Source organism: Sphingomonas sp. CCH5-D11 (genome assembly GCF_001557395.1).
Lineage (GTDB): Bacteria > Pseudomonadota > Alphaproteobacteria > Sphingomonadales > Sphingomonadaceae > Sphingomonas.
Map to the genome: position 1 here is coordinate 22,528 of NZ_LSKH01000234.1, position 17,870 is coordinate 40,397.

Below are 17,870 nucleotides of genomic sequence, written 5' to 3' on the forward strand. Positions count from 1 at the left end.
CGCTCGCCCGGTGCTCAGCCGTCAGCGATGAACAGCCCGCCGGGTCGCGCCAGAATGGCCTCATAGAGCAGGCGGTCGAGCGCATTATACGCATCGATCGCCTCCAGATCCTCGTCGCTGACTGAGACGTCCGCGGCGCGTGCCGCGTTGATGTGCGGGACGCGGCCGATGTCCGGTACGTCGATCAGCCGCCCGAACCGGACAAGATGGTCTTGGAGGCGCTCCTGAACGCCGACAAACATGAAGTCCCGTTCGATCACCGCTAGCGCATCAGCGACCAACGCTTCGTTCCGCTGCGGCGCTATGTCCGGCAGTGCTTCCAGCGCCTCCATGTCCCCTTGCCACAAGGCGGCAGGCAGACCGAAGCCGGCGTAGCGCGGAAAACGGCCGTCTATCTCCGGCCAGCCTACAGGCTCGGCCGGTCTGCCCAAAATTTTCGCCAGCATGAGATTGCCCGGAATGATCCCCTTGCGGAGCAGCTGAGCAGTGGACCAGTTGGCAAGGGGCGTGTCGCGCAGTGGCGCGTTGGGCGGTGCGACGAGAAAACCGTGATGCGAGCGAACGCGGTCCCGCGGGGCGCGAAGGATCGTGGCGTAGCGGCAGGGCCAGCCGACCGCAGCCCCGAACCCATGGCTGACATGGGAGATCAGCACCTCGGCATCGTGCAAAAGGGGAGCCAGGCGCGCCACGGTAAGCGGATCGCTGGCATGTCCTTCCACCACCGCACGGGCGCCGATGGTGAGCACTGCGCCGTCCGGCAGCGCGCGCTCCAACACGCGGCGCACCGCTGTTCCGGCCGTTTTCGGGATATGCAGAAAGGAGATTTTCGGCGCGTTCATGCGGCGGAAGCGCCGCGCCGCCGTCCGAGCGCCGGGTGCCCGGCGGGCGATCATGGTGAGCGGGGCTCCGCGGCGTGCCTCATGCGCGATGGTGGCGGCCCAGCGATCCGCGCGTGCCGTTTCGAGGTGCCGGGCCTCAAACAAGGCGAGATCATGCAGGAAGCGCGCATGATCGGCTTCGCTTCGCAGGCGGCCGCGCGAGGCGCTTTCCTTGTGAAGCAGCTCGGCTGCGGGCGTGCAGACGGAGGGCAGGCCAAGCGTTTCCTGCACGCGCATGCAGAAATCCACATCGTTGAAGCCAAGCGGAAAGCATTCAGAGAAGCCGCCCACCGCTTCGAACACCGCGCGTCGAACGGTGAGGCAGGCACCAGTGACAGCCGGTTGGGCGCGAAGCGAGCGGAGATAGAAGGGAGCGGTGCCGCGCGGCGCCGCACGGAACGGGTGCAGCGGACTGCCGCGCGAGGAGAAGACCACCCCGACATGCTGCATGGTACCATCGGGGAACCACAGGGTCGGACCGGCAACTCCGACATCCGGCTGGCTGACCAGCCCGACTAGCTCGGCAAGCCAGCGTTCCGACGTGACTTCGACGTCGTTGTTGAGGAAGCAAAGCACGTCCGCATCGGTCATTGCCGCGGCCCGGTTATTCAGGCGGGACCAGTTGAACGGCCCGTCGTCACGTATGACACGCGCGATCCCCTGCGTGCTCAGCCAGTGCAGATAGTCGAGCGTGGCCTGCTCGGTCGAGCCATTGTCGATGACGATCAGGTCGAAACAGGGATAGGCCGTGCGATTGAGGATCGATCCAATGCAGGCGGCCAGCAGATCAAAGCGGTCACGAGTTGGGATAATCAGCGTGACGCGCGGTGGCGACGCCGGCACATTGGCATGGACCGCATATCCGGGCGCATCATGCATCTTGGACAAGCGCCAGGGCCCGTCCGCTAACAGCCCCTTGCCCTCATAGTGGGGTACTTCGCCAAAGCGGTGGAACAGCACTTGGGGCAGGTGCGCCCCTGCATGCGGCGGTGATCGGGACAGCAGCTTCGCACCGAGGAGTGGATCGTCCAGCCACGTGTCCGCTGCCGCCAGAGCGGCGGGTCGAACGGCAGCGATTAGAAAGGTTTGTGGCTGGGCCCGCACGAAGAACGCGTCGGGCGCAGGAAGGAACATTCTGCCATAGCGCCCATCGCCGTCGGTATGGTCGTAATCGGCATAGATAAAGGAGAGCGCGGGATTGTGCACAAAAGCGCCGGCAAAGAAGGCGAGTGCGTGGTCAGCCGGCCGGCCGATGCGCGGATCCCAGCTCATCACGAGGTCGGGCGGGCAAGAAGAGCCGTCGCCGTCCGGCGCCTCCGTCTCGGACGCATGTGGCAGCAGCTGCCAGGCGGGGTAGGGTTGGGACGCGAGCCAGCAGCGCGCCTCATCCACAAGGTTTTCGCACAGCTCCGACGGCAGCAGCACGCCAATCGCGGGAAGACTGGGCCATTCGTTGATGCCGATGGCGGCAAGGCAATCGGCTGTGCCATGGAAGCTGTCGCAGCGTAGTGCCCAATCCTGATAGCCGGCGCGGATGGCGGCCTCATCAGCCGCAAGGCGCGCGCGCCGCATCCCGCGCTCCACTACTTTGTCGAGCAGATCGGGATCGGCCACCGAAACAGCGACAGGCGGGCTTTCGCAATGATCGGAGCCTAGCCGAGCGCCGACGCCGATCAGCTCCGCGATGACATCGATCTGATAGTCGCCCGATCGCGCGGGGACGGTGGCATCAAGCGCGAGCCTACATGTATCGCCCGGCCCCAATGGATAGGGGAGAAGTACGGTAACATCGTCGCGGATCGGCGGGTCTGTGCGGGGGATGCGACGCCAGCGGGCGCGCAGCCTGATGCCGCCGGGATCGGCCGCTTCGATGCGTATCTCGCCGCTGTTGTGGACCTGCGCCAGCAAGGTGATGGCGGTTCCAGGCAGGCAGGGCGCATCGGGCGGCTCGATGGTGATGCGGCACTGCGGCAGATCGAGCAGTTGCCGTTCGACCGTATCGGCTTCGACGAGAATTCGCCCCCTTGCCGGCGTGAACCTGCGCCCCCGAACGAAAGGAAGCGAAGGCGCAAGCAACAGCGCGCACTGTAGGTTATGCTCACCGATGCCCGACGGGATCTGGACCGATATGTCGAATGTCCGCTCGGTCCCGGGCGGCACGCTGCCTGGCAACGGGATGTGCCGGATCTCGCCAGCGAGATCCACCCGCAGGGAAACACCAGCGGATCCGCCCACCCAGGCGAACGCCGAATCATTGCGGATCGTTATCGGCAATTTCGCGCATGAGCCGGGTGCGTAGCGGTCATCGAGGTCGGCCCAGAGCAGGGCACCGTTGGCGAAGGCCGCGAGATCAGGCGACATGGCGGGCAGGTCAGCGACTATCGTGCCAGAAGCGCCATCCAACGTGAACCTGAGCGAACATAGCTCTGCGGGAGCCGCCGACAGCCTCTTGCGTAAAACTGTGGCCTGAGTGCTCGCACCCTGCGACGAAAACTCGTGTGTGGCGGCGAGGCTCTCGCTGCCGTCCGCGTCGACATAGCCGATCGTCAGCACGCAATGCCGAGACGTTTGCGCCAAGTACGCTTGAACAGAAGCGGGGAGGGGAAGATCGACGACGCGTTCATGATCGCGCGGAACGATGATCGGTCCGTCCATGCCGCCCTTCAAACTCCCTGTCGGCCGCGTGGGCGGCGCACCCGCAGCCTGCTAGGGTGTTGCCGCTCGTGCGTCCATCACCTGCAAAGCGATCGCTGGCCACTGGAAAGATCCGAAATCAAGCGGATGAGCTTCGGCGCGAATTGCATAATGGCAAGACTCGGAGCTATCCACCGGCCGCTGCTTGCACTCGGCGAGCAAGTGATGAAACTCGAGGGGGCGGCGACGCATTCAATGCGCAAAACAGTTATTCTGCATATCGGCGCATCGAAGGCGGGATCCTCGTCCATCCAGTCTTTTGTTCGTCGCAACCGTTTCGTTTTCGCTCGCCTAGGCTATGTTGTACCGGACGTCTCGCTGTCGACGGGAGAGCGCGTTACCGGCGATCACGTGTTCGCGCTCGAGGCGCTGGCAAAGGAACGCGACGCGCGCGGCCTTCGCGAGCGCGTCGACGCGATTTTTGAAGCCTCGCGGCGGAATGCACGGGCGGTGCTGCTGTCGGCCGAAAACCTTTCCAATCTGGGAAACAGTGCCGTCATCGAAGGCCTCGCTGCCGAATACGACCTTCGGATTGTCATGTACCTGCGGCGGCAGGACGAACTGTTGACCTCTGCCTGGCAGCAATGGGCATCAAAGTTGGAGAGCGACTTCAACGCCTGGCTGATCCTTGCGCTGAAACAGTTCGGCCACTGGGACAAGGTGCTCGCCGAGTGGGAGGAGCAAGCGGGAACCGACGCCATGGTCGTGCGCGTCTTCGATCGTGAAAGCTTCATCGACGGCGATCTCTTGCGCGATTTCGTCGATGCTGTTGGCCTTGGCGAGCACGCTCAGGATTTTGACTATCAGCAAAGCGATTCGAATCCATCCGTCACTGATGCGGTGACCATGATGGTCGCCGGCAATCGTGCGATCTTCGAAAATGTGCACGACAACAGGTTCTACAACGCCCTGAATGATCTGACCGGCAGCGCCCTCGTAGAAAAGACCAAGGTATCGCTGCTGACGCGGGCGCAGCGCGACAAGATCATCGAATTCTATCGGCCAACTAATGAAGCGGTTTGCCGGCGATACTTCCGGGGGAGTCCGCGGCTGTTCCCGCATGTCGATCACGATAAGTACCGCTACCTTTCCAGTGACCAGCTGATCGAAGAAAAGTTCCGCGCGATTATGACGATCGTGGCGGGGCTGGTTCGCGATCGCAGCGAATGACGATGGGCGTGCGCGCCGCGCCACATTCGGATGCTTTTCCGGCCGAAGACCGAGCACGCTGCTTTGCGCAAGAAGGCTGACGAGCGCGGACGGAACCGCCGCCTACGGGGCATCCCGCAAGCAAAGTTCCAAGATAAGCACCCACTTCGGGTTGACCTTTGCGAGGTGCGCGGGGATGAGCGGCAACGGGGCTCAGCGCCGGGGGAGATGCATATTCGTGGAGGAACATGCGCCGATCCAGATCGTCAAAGCTGACGCGCGTCAGTGGATTGTCGACCATTTCGATTCCGCCTTCTACCGCAGGCAGTTGCGGGAGGCTGGAGTCGACCCGCTGCCGCAGCGTGCGCTACGGCACTATCTAGAAGAGGGGTGGATCGCGGGATTTGACCCCTCGCCGCGATTCTCGACGGAATTGTATCTGGCGCTGCACGAAGAAGCCCGTGCAGCCGGCTGTGCCCCGCTGGAATATCATGCGTCGATCGGCCGCTTCCACGGCGCGGAAGTGCCGCCTTCCGATCGCAGCGTTGGACCCGGCATCGCCTCAGTCGAGACGATGATGTCCGAGCTACGCGAGCTTTTCGACGATGAATATTATCGTGAGCAGCTGCCGCTGCCGATCGATGACGATCTGCTGGAACATTACCTTCAGAGCGGATGGCGACAGGGCCTGAACCCGTCCAAGTCGTTCGAGACCCAATATTATCTGGAAACAAACCCGGATGTGGCGGAGAGCGGCGTCAATCCCCTGCTGCACTTCGTTCGCCACGGACGAACGGAGGGACGCCGCACCTCCTGTCCCCCGAGCGACCAGGCTCAAGTGGAGCAGCCGCTCGATGCCTCGGTAGCCACGTCCGCGCCGATCGTCGAAGCCTTGCCGGAAGGCGACCCGGTAGCCGCGTTCTTTGATCCAGCCTATTATGCAGCGCAGCTGGATGCTTTGCCCGATGGCGTGTCGCTGTTTCGCCATTTCATGGACAGCGGCTGGCGCCAGCGGCTGGATCCGTCGCCGACTTTCAGCACGGCCTATTATCTGGAGACCAATCCGGAAGTTGCGGCAGCAGGCATCAATCCCTTTCTGCACTGGGTGAACTACGGTCGGCATGAGAAACGGCCCGCCGTTCCCTATCATCGTCAGCCTGACTTCACGCCGCTCGTTTCGGTGATCGTCCCGAACTTCAATCACGCACGGTTTCTCGAACAGCGCCTCTGCTCGATCTTCGAACAGACGTATCGCCACGTCGAGTTGATCGTGCTGGACGACGCGTCGACGGACGACAGTCGCGAAGTGATCGATCGTTTGCTGGAGCGATGCCCGTTCCCACATCGCACGGTCTTCAACGCTGTCGGCACAGGCAGTCCGTTTCGCCAGTGGCAGCGCGGCCTTGCTATGGCCGAAGGTGCGCTGGTCTGGATCTGCGAAAGCGATGATTTCGCTGACAGCCGGTTCCTAGAGCACCTGGTGCCGGGCTTTGCAGACCTGTCGGTGAAGATGGCGCTCGGACGTATCGAGTTCTGCCGCGCGGACGGGGAGCCGCGATCAGGCATGGGCGGCTTTCGTGACGGTGCCGAAGCCGGCATCTGGGACAGGCCGGTCACGCGACCGGCGGCGCAATGGTTTCGTTCGGCCTTTGCCAAACGGAACATCGTGACCAATGTGGGCGGTTGCGTCTTCCGCAACCAGCAAGTGCCCGAGGCACTGTGGGACCGCGCGGCGCAGTTCCGCATCGCTGGGGACTGGTTTCTCTACATTCACCTGCTTGGAAGCGGGAAGCTTTCCTACTCGCCGGAGGCGATCAGTTACTTTCGACAGCACGAGGCAAATACCTCCGCGCGTAACTTCGACAAGCTATACTATTATGACGAGTGCTGGGAGGTGCAGAAGGAAATCCGCCGTTACTGGCGGGTGGATCAGGAGGCAGGAAACCGGTTCACCGAGGACCTGGCGTATCAATATAGGCACTTCGCTTTGGACCGAGATCACGGGCCATTTGAGGATCGGTTCACCCTTGAATCATTGAATGCGCCTTCTGATCGCATGCCGCACGTCGCGGTCGGCTTCCTTGGTTTCGAAACCGGCGGCGGCGAGCTGTTTCCCCTGCTGCTGGCGAACGAATATGCCCGTCAGGGCATGATGGTCTCCCTGATCGCGGCGAACCTTACCGACCGCAACGACGACATGGTGGCCCGGCTGGACCCGAGAGTGCCGGTGTATTCGCGGGACGATCTGTTCCCTGCCGGGCCGGCCGCGCTACTGGACCGCGCGGGTATCGACGTGATTCATTCACACAGCGTCCTGATCGAGAACCTGTTCTTCGAACGCGGCGGGATGCTCAAGCAGCCCTATGTCGTCTCCATGCATGGATCTCATAACCTGCCTGGCGGCGCGCTTGACCGGTTGTTGTTCCGGTCTCTGCGGAATGTGTCCTACTGGGTCTACACTGCCGAAAAGAACCTGGACGTATTTGCCGGCATCCCGCTTGATCGATCCCGCTTCGTCAAGATGGCGAATGGCATGCCGCGCGACGAGCGCGACGCGCCGTTCACCCGCACGAGCCTGGGTATCGGAGAGGATGCCACGGTCTTCACCTTCATCGCGCGAGGCATCCAGCGGAAGGGGTGGCGAGCATCGGTGGAAGCATTCAAATTGCTCAAGGAGCGCCATCCCGATTGCGAGATGCACCTGCTAATGATCGGAGAGGGGCGTTTTGCAGAACGATCGGCGGAGATTGCCGCTGGCGATCCGAACATCCACTTCCTCGGCTATCAATCGTGCATCAACGGCATCTATCGAATGAGCGATTGCGCCCTGGTGCCGACCCGCTTCGAAGGAGAGTCGTTCCCGCTGTGCGTGATCCAGGCGCTGCAGGAAGGCTGCCCGGTATTGGGCAACGACGTGGGCGAAATCCGCAGCATGTTGACGTCCGACAAGGGCGTGGCCGGTGCCGTGACGGTGAATATGCGGGACACCGGCGGGTTCATCCGGCTTGTCGCCGATACCATGGAGCAGTTTCTGGATCCGGCGTTCCGTGCCACGGCGCGCAGCCTCACGGCAGAGGTGGCCGACCGTTTCAGTATGGAAGCATGCGCCGCTGCCTACCGCCATCTCTATGAGCAAGCGATCGCGATGGCTCAATGAACGCGATCGGGGGGCGGGCGGTTGTTGTCGGAGGTGGCTTTATCGGAAGTGCTGCGGCCTATTCGTTGAGCATCGACGGTTGGGCCGTCACGCAAATCACGCGCGCTACCGCCCGGCCAGCGCCGCCGCACGTGGCTCGCTTTGCGATCGATCACCGCTCGCATGCGATTTCAGATCACCTCGCCGGCGCTCAGGTGCTGGTTCATGCCACGGGCGAGATGCTGCCCGCCTATGTTCCCGACGATTTTGCCGCCGCCTATGTCGAACAGGTCGCGCCGATCATCACCCTCGCCGAACGAGCCCATCAGGCGGGGGTGAAACGGGTGCTGTTCATATCGTCGGGTGGGACAGTCTATGGTCCACGTGCGGCCGTTCCGACCGATGAGGATAGCCAGACCGAGCCCAACAACGCTTACGGCTTTCTGAAGCTGCAGACCGAGCATGCGCTTCGCTTCGTGAGCGCGTGCACGGGTTTGTCCACCATATCCCTTCGTGTGGCGAATCCTTACGGCCCCGGCCAGCGTACTGACCGTGCCTTCGGCTTTGTCACCACGGCCTTTGAGCGCGCCTTACGCGGCGAAGAAATCGTCATTTGGGGAGACGGCGAAACAACCCGCGATTTCCTGTACATTGATGACCTGGGCCGGGCGATTGCCGCAGCGGCAGCGGCACCGCTAGCCAGCCCGATCCTGAACATCGGATCGGGTGTGGAAGTATCACTTAATAAGATTTGCGCATTGGTGGAGCAAGTGGTTGGACGACCGCTACGCCGAACGTATCAGCAGCCGCGTTCCGTGGACGTGCCGCGTAGCGCATTGGCAATCGACCGCGCTGGCGCAGAAATATCGTGGAGACCACAAGTGACGCTTGAGGAGGGATTGCGCCGGATGTTGAAGGCGCGGTCGTGAGAACGGAGCGCCGGGCCATTGTCCATATCGGTCACAAGAAGACCGGGACGACGTTCATCCAGAACCAGTTTCACGCCAGCCGTAGCGCCTTGCTTGATGCGGGTGTTATCTACCCGTTCCCGGAGCCCAACCATTCGTTCGCCTTATCGGGCCTGTTTCACCAAAGACTTGGAGAAAGAGCGCCGTCACCGCGAAACCGCTATGTTTCGGATCGGGAAGGCTCGCTGAGCGCGATCAACGAAGAGCTTCAGGCAAGTGAGTGGCACACGCTTGTCCTCTGCGCGGAGTCTTTGGCTGGCTTTTCCCGTGAGGAACTGGCGGCGTTCTCGAAGTGGCTGACCGAGTTCGTAGATGCCACGCAGATCGTCTTTGTCGTACGCGATCCAGTGGACTGGGCCGTCAGTGTTGCCCAGCAACACCTGAAAACGCGCGGAGACGTGGAGCGATTGCTGAACGAGCCGGAAGCGCCGCGCTGGTCGAACATCATTAGGCGTTTCGCGGAGGTGTTTGGCAGGGGTGCGATCACCGTATTGGAATATGAGCGGCTCGCCGCCGTGCGGGAGCGGTTCGCTGCACGTTTCGCGCTCGCAGCCGGCCTGTCCCCGAGTGTCGCTGCGCTGCTTCAGGGCGGCAGTGATGCCGTGAACGAATCTTTGTCCATGGAGGCTGCGTTGCTGCTCGGGCGGTACAATGCGCGGGTTCCGGAAACGGAAGGGGGCCGGCGCAATCCGGCCAGAAGCGGTATCGAACCCAAGGCCTTTGCAGGATTGCGCGGAGAGAAGTTCGATCTTCCTCAGGCTGCGCGACTACAGGCGTATGCACAAAGCCGGGATGACGTCGCCTTTCTCGCCCGCGAGTTCGGGATCACACGTTACAGCTATTCAATCAGCGACATTCCACCCAGCCGCTTCACCGAAGAGGTGTCACCCGCCTTTCTCGATGCGTTGGCGGATCGCCTGGTCGGTTTACAGGGGCAGGCGATAGCCAATCGGCTGCTTGCAGATGCCGAGCGGATGCGAAATCGTGGCAATGAAGCGGGCGCCGCTGCGGTGCTCCGGAACGCCGCAGCGCAATTTCCAACGGATCAGCGCGTCATGCGGGCACTTGCTGCCGGTAAAGGAGGAAAGGGTAGGCGGGTCGGCTGAATTTAACTCGGGCGCCGGTGGTGGTCGGCAGCCTGGGAGCCGCCGACCGCTCGTTTCAGACGTTGAAGCGGAACAGCATCACGTCGCCGTCGTGGACGACATATTCCTTGCCTTCCTGCCGCAGCTTGCCCGCTTCACGCGCGCCCGCCTCGCCCGCCAGTGCGACATAGTCGTCATAGGCGATGGTCTCCGCGCGGATGAAGCCGCGCTCGAAGTCGGTGTGGATCTCACCCGCTGCCTGCGGTGCCTTCGATCCCGCAGGCACCGTCCACGCCCGTGCTTCCTTGGGGCCGACCGTGAAGAAGGTCAGTAGATTGAGAAGCTTGTAGCCGGCCCGAATAACGCGGGCGAGGCCGGTTTCCTCAAGGCCCAGCTCGCTAAGGAACATCGCGCGATCTTCCGCCGGCATGGTGGCGATCTCCGCCTCAATGGCGGCGGACACGACCACCGCCTCGGCGCCTTCAGCCGCAGCCTTCTCGAAAACGCGGGCGCTGTGCGCGTTGCCAGTGGCGGCGTTCGACTCTTCCACGTTGCAGACATAGAGCACCGGCTTGGCGGTGATCAGCTGGGCCTGCGCGAATACGCGCGCTTCCTCCACATCCTTGGGCCGAGTAAGCCGCGCCGGCTTGCCCTCGCGCAGCAGTTCAAGCGTCTGCCCCAGCACACTGGCGCCGATCTTGGCCTCCTTGTCGCCCTGCTGACCCTTCTTGATCAGGTTTGGCACGCGCTTCTCCAAGCTTTCGAGGTCGGAGAGCATCAACTCGGTCTCAACAGTCTCCGCATCTGCGATCGGATCCACCTTGCCCTCGACGTGCGTGACATCGCCGTCTTCGAAGCAGCGTAGGACATGAACGATCGCGTCCACCTCGCGGATGTTGCCGAGGAACTGGTTGCCAAGGCCCTCGCCCTTGGACGCGCCGCGGACCAGCCCGGCGATGTCGACAAAGGCCAATTGCGTTTCGATGATCTTGGCCGATTTTGCCACCTCAGCCAGCTTTTGAAGCCGCGGATCGGGGACGCCCACGTTACCCACGTTCGGTTCGATGGTGCAGAAAGGATAGTTGGCGGCCTGCGCCGCGGCCGTCTCCGTCAGCGCGTTGAAGAGGGTGGACTTGCCGACGTTCGGCAGGCCCACGATGCCGCAGCGGAAACCCATGTTCGATCCTTGGTAAAGCTGTTCGGTAGAATAATGTCCCGCGCCCTACCGTGTGCCGCGTCGACACGCCACCCTAGGTTGATGCTGCGCGACGGCGCAGCGCCGTCGTCGCGCGTCGCTGGGAGAGTGCCGTTGTGCTTTCGATTACCAGCGATAGTTGAAGCTGATGCTGATCCGGTCGCTCTTGGCCGTGTTCGGCATCACCTCGTGCCGGAGCCAGCTTTCCCACAGGAAGATGGAGCCGGCGGCCGGCTCGGCATAGACGAATACGTCGTCGCGAGGAGGAGCGGCCATCATCAGACCAAGTCGGGGATCCTCCAGCCGAAGCGCGCCGGAGCCGGGTGGAACCGTGATATAGGTGGTGCCGGAAACAACGCTGTGCGGGTGGATGTGCCCGGAGTGCGTGCCCCCCGGGCGGAGCAGGTTGACCCACAGGCTGTCCAGCTTGAGCCGCCGTCCGCCGAGCTGGAACCCACAGGCATCTGCAAAGCGGGCGACATGGCGGTCGAGATGCCGCTTCAGGTCCGCAAAGGCGGGATCTCGCTGTGGCAGGTCATCAAGCGACGCATAGGAGGTGTATCCTCGATAGCCATGTGCCTTTGACCATCGTTTTCCAGCCACGTCGTCCATTGCAAGGGCGCGTACCGATTCATCGAGCTCGCCGATGAGCGACTCATCATGGATGCGATCTTCGTAGAAGGACGTGGGAAACAGCGACCGAACAGCCATGGCGGCCCGGTACGCAGGTCCGCCCATCTTGCCAAGCGAAGCTTGCCCAAAGAGCGGCCGCGATTCGGCTCTATCCGCTCGCTGCGCGGTGAATCAGCGCCAGCGCAAAGATAAGCACGGTGAGCACCGCCAGGATCAGCAGGAAGACGGCATAGGATACGCCCCAAGTCCCAGCATCATTGTCACGGCCGGCAACCCACACGACCGACAAAGCAAAAGCAGTCATTACGGCCAACCGCGGTGCAACGATCGCCAGGGCGGCCAGCAGGGCCGACCCGGCGATGCGATGCGCCGCAGGATAGTTCAGACCGGGGACCACTCCACCGGTTCCTCGCCTTCATCATCTGCAGACACAGTCTGATGATCAGGGCCGATCGCCTCCAGCAATCGGTCGAGCACCCAGTCAACTCCAGTCCCGCTGGCACCAGAGATCGGGATCACTTCCGCGCCGCTCGCCTCCTCCAGTTCCGCCGAAAGGGCGGCGATCAGTTCGTCGTCGAGCATGTCGATCTTGTTGAGCGCGACGACCACGGGTTTCTCATCCAACCCGGCGCCATAGGCGGTCAGTTCCTCGCGAACGATCCGGTAGCTGTCAGCAACATCGACATCGTTGGCGTCGACCAGATGCAGCAGCACCCGGCACCGTTCGATATGGCCAAGGAACCGATCCCCGATCCCTGCGCCGTCGGCTGCCCCTTCGATGAGGCCAGGGATGTCCGCAACGACGAACTCCTGTCCCTTGTGCCGAACCACGCCCAGCTGCGGCCGGGTCGTGGTGAAGGCATAAGCCCCTACCTTCGCCTGTGCGTTCGTGACGCCGTTGATGAAGGTGGATTTGCCGGCATTCGGGAGGCCGACCAGCCCGGCATCAGCGAGCAGCTTCAGACGCAGCCAGACCCATGCCTCGTCGCTCGGCCAACCGGTGCCGTGCTGCCTTGGCGCGCGGTTCGTCGACGTCTTGTAGCTGGCATTGCCGCGGCCGCCATCTCCACCCCGAAGGAAGACCTCGCGTTGACCCACCTCCGTCAGATCGAGAAGAAGAGTGCGCTCTTCGTCATCGGCCAGCACCTGCGTGCCCACAGGAACCTTGATGACGAGATCGTCACCGCCGGCACCCGTACGGTTGGAACCAGATCCGCCTTGGCCCCGCGGAGCGCGGAAGTGCTGGGTGTAGCGGAAGTCGATCAGCGTGTTGAGGCCGGCCACCGCCTCAAAGATCACGTCACCGCCCTTGCCGCCATTGCCCCCATCGGGACCGCCATATTCGATAAACTTCTCGCGACGGAAACTCACCGCGCCAGGACCGCCGGCGCCCGAACGAACGAAGATCTTTGCTTGATCGAGAAAATGCATCGCGTGCGCTTAGCGCTTTAGCGCGGCTAAAGCGACCATGCTGGCGAACACGAAGTTTTATCGGCTGCGATCCGCTAGCAGCATATGCCGCGCGAGCCGACGCGCCGTGTCGCGTTCTAGTCCCAACGCCTTTGCCATGGGCGCGCCGAGCAGCGCATCGCCGAGTGCCATCAAGACCAATTGTAGCGTTTCTTCGTGGATCGGCTTTCCGTGTGCCGGAACGTCGCGCACGAGATCGTCCACGAGATCGTGGATTGCGTTCAGAATTGGATCGAGCGCGTTTTCGTTGCCCGTGAGGATCATCCAGCTAGCCAGCGCGCCGGCGCCGTTTCTGCCAAACGCATCAAAGGTAAGATCAACGACCTCGGCCGGATCCTCCACCTCCCGTGAGCGGATGACCGCCGCCTTGATTGTGCCGACAATCGAAGAGGCCATATGCGCGATCAACGCTTTTTGCAGCCCTTCAGCAGAGCCGAAGTGGTGGAGGAGGTTGGCGTGGGTCCGTCCGATTCGGGCACCCACCGCCTTCAGCGTCACGGCCTGCGGGCCTGCCTCCACCAGTAGTTCACGAGCCGCAGACAATGCCGCGGCACGCGACTCCTCGGGACTCAGGCGGCGGCGAACGAGCGTTGCTGACATGGGCGGCGCTCTTCAACCTTCACGGCAATTTTGCAATGCACCCGTGAAACAGACGAGCAGAAGTTCCGGCTTCTGCAACGTTCCTTCCGCCGCCGCGAAGATGCCGGAGCGCCGTAGCAGCGCTCACGGTTCAATGCGCGTGCCTCACGCCGCCATCGCCATTCGGTCGAGCTCCGCGTCGCCCTCATCGCCTAACTCAAGCGACAATACGGCGCTGTCGACTTCCCGTCCTTGCGCCAGGGAAAAGCTGGCCTCGCGGCGGACTTCCCGAAAGCCTAGCTTCTCCAGCACGCGCCGGGACGGGAGATTGTCGAGGTGGTGCCGCGCCACAAGTTGCCGCAAGGGGAGGGCGTGCCGCGCCATCTCGACAACCGCGCGACCTGCTTCCGTGGCGTACCCATAGCCCCAGGCGTGCGGCGTCAGCCAGTAGCCCAATTCGGCGGCGCCGCCGCCCAGTGCGCTCAGGCCAATGCCCCCGATCAGCGCAGGGTAAGCGTCGTGATGGCAGAGGATCAAAAAGCGCGCGTCAGCCGGTCCGCGCGGTACGGCCAGAAAGGCCTCGGCGTCGGCAACGGTGTAGGGCCAAGGCATGCGCGCCAGCTTCATCGCCACGTCTTCATGGGCGATCGTCTTCGCCAGCGTCTCTGCCTCTTCCGGCCAGCCGGGCCTCAGCGTCAGTCTCTTGGTCCGCGCGAACATCTGCGCTCTCCTCCCGAACGCGCCGCTAGCCGAACCTGATGACGGTCCGGCGACAGCGCCTGGTTGAGGGAGCATGAAAAAAGGGAGCCTGGGCGGACCCGGCTCCCTTTGTTTCTGGCTGGCCTCCCTGACGGAGGCTCCGGATCGCCCTGGTGGGCAACCCGGCTGGTCACCCGATGTTATTCTGCCGCTTCGGCAATCATGTCGACCGAACAGAATTTGCGGCCGAGCTTGCCCTCGTGGAACACCACGCGACCGTCGACGAGCGCAAACAGGGTATGATCCTTGCCGATGCCGACATTACGGCCCGGGTAGAACTTGGTCCCGCGCTGACGGACGAGGATGTTGCCTGCGATCGCTTCCTGACCGCCGAACTTCTTCACGCCAAGGCGACGACCGGCCGAATCACGACCATTGCGCGACGAGCCGCCTGCTTTCTTATGTGCCATTGTGCTTGCTCCCTACGCTTCGCGTTATGCCTGCGCGCCGATCGACACGATCTTCAGGATCGTGTGATTCTGGCGGTGGCCGTTGCGGCGGCGATAATTGTGGCGGCGACGCTTCTTGAAGACGATGACCTTCTCGCCCTTTGCCTGCGCGATGATCTCGGCAGCAACGGTAAGACCGTCGGTCGGCTTCAGTTCCGAACCTTCGCCGGCCAGCAGCACGTCGCTCAGCGTAACGGAGGCGCCGGCATCGCCCTCCAGCTTCTCAACGACGATCTTGTCTCCGGCGGCAACGCGATACTGCTTGCCGCCCGTGCGCACGACTGCGAACATGGCCTGACTCTATCCAAATGCTTGTGCCCGGACCGGTCAACCGGGCCAGGAGGAACGGCGCAGCTAGTAGAATCGCTGCCGCTTGTCAACGCGGCGCTGCCGCAAAGGCAGGATTAGTGCCGGTGTTCGCGCTTCAGCAGGTACCGCCCATCACTGAATCCGGTGAACAGGCCGGCGATCGCCGGATGATCGACGGGTTCCTCGCTTTCGTCATGAACCAGGTTCTGCTGGCTGACATACGCGACATAGGTCGATTCGGCGTTCTCGGCGAGCAAGTGGTAGAAAGGCTGATCCTTGCGGGGTCGGATGCTCTCGGGAATCGATTGATACCATTCCTCGGTATTGGCGAAGACCGGATCGACATCGAAGACGACGCCGCGGAAATCGAGCATCCGGTGCCGCACCACATCTCCAATCGTGAACTGCGCATGGGTAACGGCCGGCGCGGCAGGCGTGCCGTCGATCAATGTATGGCTGGGTGCAGCTGGCATGTGGCCAATCTAATAGATGTTGCGCGCTGCACAAGCAGGCGCTTGCGCATCCCAAACAACCGCGTTAGAGGCGCCGCCTTCGATCGCCCGGTTCGCTCTTCTGCGGGTCGGAAGCCTCTGCGGAGAGGTGCCAGAGTGGTCGATTGGGACGGTCTCGAAAACCGTTGTGCCTTTACGGGTACCGTGGGTTCGAATCCCACCCTCTCCGCCATCCTTTCTGACACAGAGGCAGCGTCGTGCTTACACAAGCGTGAGCTCATGCTTGATGTTCACTTCTGTGCCTTGAACGATATTCAGGCTATTGGCCGTGTTATCACGATCGCTCTCGCATGAGAATTGTCGGTTCGGTGCGGCAAGTCGGCAGCTCAGCCAGTTCACGTGAACCCTGCGGCCTACCATCAATATTCCAGCTGTGCGCTTGTTGTACCTATGAGCGCTTAGCGCGCGTGAATTCCTGGAACGGTCGCGTGGGTGTGATCGGCAACAGGGCGGTTGCCGGCGCTGCCCCGAATATTTTCATGAATGGCCGCGTGTATGCTGGTGGCGGTCTAGCATTGCCGACCAGTTGGCTGCTCGAGAACTATCTGCTCCAAGATCGGCGGCGAAAAGAAGCCGTTACAATTTGCCGGAATGGTGATCCGATAGTCTATCTGTGTTGGTTCACAGATCTCTGATCACGCGCCCGCTATTGCGAGGCGCTTTCACTCATGGCAGGCTTGATTGGCCAAACGTCGTTCCTTGGGAGCGCGCTTATGACCATGTTCGGCTCGATCCAGCCGCATGCCTCTCTGTGGAGCGACTCCTCGGGAGAATGGCACGCGAACGTTTCCGTGATCCCGCGCGACACTGGCGGATGCGCTGACCCGACGCGCCGGCTCAGCGGATCGTCATTCGCCATTGAGGCTGTGCTGTGCTGAACCACCGAGTGGACAGCATCGCGAATTTAGAGGCGGCGATCGGACCGACGCCGCCAGCCATGCATTACAAGGTGATCGACCATATCGATGCGGGCGCCGCGGATTGGATCGCGCGCTCGCCATTCATGCTTGCCGGCATAGGGCAGGGCGCGGACCTCCGCATCGCATTGGTCGGCGGCCGAGGCGGGGTTGTGGCCGAGCGGCATGCGTTGCTTTTAAGCGGCGAAGCTGCTGCGGCAGTCGCCATCGCGCAGGTTGGTGATCCATTTGGCTCGCTGTTCCTTCTGCCAGGGATAGGAGAGACGCTCCGAGTTAATGGCCGGGTGACGCAGGTGGCGGGCGGATCCGTGCGCATCGATGTGCGCGAGTGTTACGGACATTGTGCCAAGGCGCTGATCCGATCCGAGTTCTGGCGCGCCGAGCCAGTCGAAGCACCGGCCCGGCTGGATGAATTCCTAGCCGAAAGCCGCTTTCTGGCACTCGCGACGGTGGGGCGGAGCGGCGACGCCGACGTAAGCCCCAAGGGCGATCCTGCCGGACTGCTGGTGCAACGAGATGGCGAAGCGCTGCTGTTCGCAGAGCGGCCCGGCAATCGACGCGCGGACAGTTACCGCAACATCTTGGAATGTGGGCATGTCGCGCTTGCACTGCTGGTTCCGGGCGCGCGGACAGTGGCGCTGGCATCTGGAATGGCCACGATGACGACCGATCCCGTCATGCTCGACCGGTTTCGCGTTGACGAGAAGGCACCCCTTATGGCGACCCGCGTGACTCTGGACCGCATCGTCATCACGCGAAGCGTTGCACTGGCCGATGCAGCGCTTTGGCCAGTCCGGGCGAAGTCCGATGTCGACCCAGCCAAGCTGTTTGTGGAGCACATTCGCGCGAACAAGGCGTCCGGGGTTGCGGCGTCGCTGGCCCGCGCCTCGCTTGCGGTGCCCGGAGCGAGCCACTTGCTGCGGAAGGGTCTCGAAAAGGATTACGAGGATAATCTGTACTGACCAGCAAACGGGTGTCGCGGATCGGCAGCGATTTGTGAGCCTGATCGCCAGATGACGGCGTTTCGGACTTGTTGGGTGAGGGGTTGGGTATGATTCGTGTTGGAGGGGGCGGTTGGCATGGTGTTTGGGCTACAGGTGTGTGACTTCACGACAAGTTAAAAGTGGCGGAAATCCG

The 17,870-nt window shown here is 62.6% G+C and carries 15 protein-coding genes and 1 tRNA gene; 6 read left to right on the top strand and 10 right to left on the bottom strand.

What is annotated here, in order from left to right:
* Positions 1-14: 14 nt before the first annotated feature.
* Complete coding sequence (locus tag AX702_RS14550; RefSeq protein ID WP_082746283.1) at positions 15-3,533, bottom strand: glycosyltransferase family 2 protein; 3,519 nt, start codon at positions 3,531-3,533, stop codon at positions 15-17.
* 150 nt (positions 3,534-3,683) lie between these two features.
* Here AX702_RS14550 and AX702_RS14555 point away from each other — a divergent pair, with 150 nt between their 5' ends.
* From AX702_RS14555 to AX702_RS14570, 4 genes are all read left to right on the top strand, one after another.
* Entirely contained in the window at positions 3,684-4,742 is a 1,059-nt protein-coding gene (locus AX702_RS14555; protein WP_156455505.1) for a hypothetical protein, read from the top strand.
* Positions 4,743-4,959: 217 nt separating this feature from the next.
* Positions 4,960-7,878: a glycosyltransferase gene (locus AX702_RS14560; RefSeq protein ID WP_066780755.1), complete on the top strand. Its 2,919-nt coding sequence runs from the start codon at positions 4,960-4,962 to the stop codon at positions 7,876-7,878.
* Positions 7,875-8,786 (top strand): NAD-dependent epimerase/dehydratase family protein, encoded by a 912-nt coding sequence (locus tag AX702_RS14565; RefSeq protein ID WP_066780757.1) that lies wholly within the window; start codon positions 7,875-7,877, stop codon positions 8,784-8,786. The genes AX702_RS14560 and AX702_RS14565 overlap by 4 nt, the downstream gene beginning before the upstream one ends.
* 290 nt (positions 8,787-9,076) lie before the next feature.
* On the top strand, positions 9,077-9,931 hold the full coding sequence (locus AX702_RS14570) for a hypothetical protein (RefSeq protein ID WP_231731864.1): 855 nt from the start codon (positions 9,077-9,079) through the stop codon (positions 9,929-9,931).
* Positions 9,932-9,986: 55 nt separating this feature from the next.
* Here the strand turns inward: AX702_RS14570 and ychF are convergent, their stop codons facing one another.
* The 9 genes from ychF to hspQ all read right to left on the bottom strand — a co-directional run bounded on the left by ychF (position 9,987) and on the right by hspQ (position 15,777).
* Positions 9,987-11,087 carry a redox-regulated ATPase YchF gene (ychF, locus tag AX702_RS14575; RefSeq protein ID WP_066780761.1) on the bottom strand — a complete coding sequence of 367 codons (1,101 nt, stop codon included), beginning with the start codon at positions 11,085-11,087 and terminating at the stop codon, positions 9,987-9,989.
* A 144-nt stretch (positions 11,088-11,231) separates the two neighbouring features.
* Positions 11,232-11,816 (bottom strand): TIGR02466 family protein, encoded by a 585-nt coding sequence (locus tag AX702_RS14580; RefSeq protein WP_066780763.1) that lies wholly within the window; start codon positions 11,814-11,816, stop codon positions 11,232-11,234.
* A gap of 70 nt (positions 11,817-11,886) precedes the next feature.
* Positions 11,887-12,135 carry a hypothetical protein gene (locus AX702_RS14585; RefSeq protein WP_066780765.1) on the bottom strand — a complete coding sequence of 83 codons (249 nt, stop codon included), beginning with the start codon at positions 12,133-12,135 and terminating at the stop codon, positions 11,887-11,889.
* On the bottom strand, positions 12,120-13,169 hold the full coding sequence (obgE, locus tag AX702_RS14590; protein ID WP_066780768.1) for a GTPase ObgE: 1,050 nt from the start codon (positions 13,167-13,169) through the stop codon (positions 12,120-12,122). Before obgE ends, AX702_RS14585 begins: the two co-directional genes overlap by 16 nt.
* A gap of 57 nt (positions 13,170-13,226) precedes the next feature.
* The gene (locus AX702_RS14595; protein ID WP_066780770.1) at positions 13,227-13,808 is read right to left on the bottom strand and encodes a TetR/AcrR family transcriptional regulator; all 582 of its coding nucleotides are present in this window, start codon (positions 13,806-13,808) and stop codon (positions 13,227-13,229) included.
* A 144-nt stretch (positions 13,809-13,952) separates the two neighbouring features.
* On the bottom strand, positions 13,953-14,507 hold the full coding sequence (locus tag AX702_RS14600; protein ID WP_231731865.1) for a GNAT family N-acetyltransferase: 555 nt from the start codon (positions 14,505-14,507) through the stop codon (positions 13,953-13,955).
* Between the two features lie 179 nt (positions 14,508-14,686).
* Positions 14,687-14,956 (bottom strand): 50S ribosomal protein L27, encoded by a 270-nt coding sequence (rpmA, locus tag AX702_RS14605; RefSeq protein WP_066780771.1) that lies wholly within the window; start codon positions 14,954-14,956, stop codon positions 14,687-14,689.
* Positions 14,957-14,980: 24 nt separating this feature from the next.
* Positions 14,981-15,286 (bottom strand): 50S ribosomal protein L21, encoded by a 306-nt coding sequence (rplU, locus tag AX702_RS14610; RefSeq protein ID WP_066780773.1) that lies wholly within the window; start codon positions 15,284-15,286, stop codon positions 14,981-14,983.
* Positions 15,287-15,399: 113 nt separating this feature from the next.
* Positions 15,400-15,777 (bottom strand): heat shock protein HspQ, encoded by a 378-nt coding sequence (gene hspQ, locus AX702_RS14615; RefSeq protein ID WP_066780774.1) that lies wholly within the window; start codon positions 15,775-15,777, stop codon positions 15,400-15,402.
* 121 nt (positions 15,778-15,898) lie between these two features.
* Here hspQ and AX702_RS14620 point away from each other — a divergent pair.
* A tRNA-Ser gene (locus tag AX702_RS14620) sits at positions 15,899-15,988 on the top strand.
* A 714-nt stretch (positions 15,989-16,702) separates the two neighbouring features.
* Positions 16,703-17,695 (top strand): pyridoxamine 5'-phosphate oxidase family protein, encoded by a 993-nt coding sequence (locus tag AX702_RS14630; RefSeq protein ID WP_197420626.1) that lies wholly within the window; start codon positions 16,703-16,705, stop codon positions 17,693-17,695.
* The last annotated feature ends 175 nt before the right edge of the window (positions 17,696-17,870 follow it).

Bases quoted from the DNA above. Each gene is read 5' to 3' on its own strand.
- hspQ (WP_066780774.1), bottom strand. From the start codon at position 15,777: ATGCCAGCTGCACCCAGCCATACATTGATCGACGGCACGCCTGCCGCG.
- ychF (WP_066780761.1), bottom strand. From the start codon at position 11,087: ATGGGTTTCCGCTGCGGCATCGTGGGCCTGCCGAACGTCGGCAAGTCC.
- obgE (WP_066780768.1), bottom strand. From the start codon at position 13,169: ATGCATTTTCTCGATCAAGCAAAGATCTTCGTTCGTTCGGGCGCCGGC.
- AX702_RS14580 (WP_066780763.1), bottom strand. From the start codon at position 11,816: ATGGCTGTTCGGTCGCTGTTTCCCACGTCCTTCTACGAAGATCGCATC.
- rpmA (WP_066780771.1), bottom strand. From the start codon at position 14,956: ATGGCACATAAGAAAGCAGGCGGCTCGTCGCGCAATGGTCGTGATTCG.
- AX702_RS14600 (WP_231731865.1), bottom strand. From the start codon at position 14,507: ATGTTCGCGCGGACCAAGAGACTGACGCTGAGGCCCGGCTGGCCGGAA.
- AX702_RS14550 (WP_082746283.1), bottom strand. From the start codon at position 3,533: ATGGACGGACCGATCATCGTTCCGCGCGATCATGAACGCGTCGTCGAT.
- AX702_RS14555 (WP_156455505.1), top strand. From the start codon at position 3,684: ATGGCAAGACTCGGAGCTATCCACCGGCCGCTGCTTGCACTCGGCGAG.
- rplU (WP_066780773.1), bottom strand. From the start codon at position 15,286: ATGTTCGCAGTCGTGCGCACGGGCGGCAAGCAGTATCGCGTTGCCGCC.
- AX702_RS14565 (WP_066780757.1), top strand. From the start codon at position 7,875: ATGAACGCGATCGGGGGGCGGGCGGTTGTTGTCGGAGGTGGCTTTATC.
- AX702_RS14595 (WP_066780770.1), bottom strand. From the start codon at position 13,808: ATGTCAGCAACGCTCGTTCGCCGCCGCCTGAGTCCCGAGGAGTCGCGT.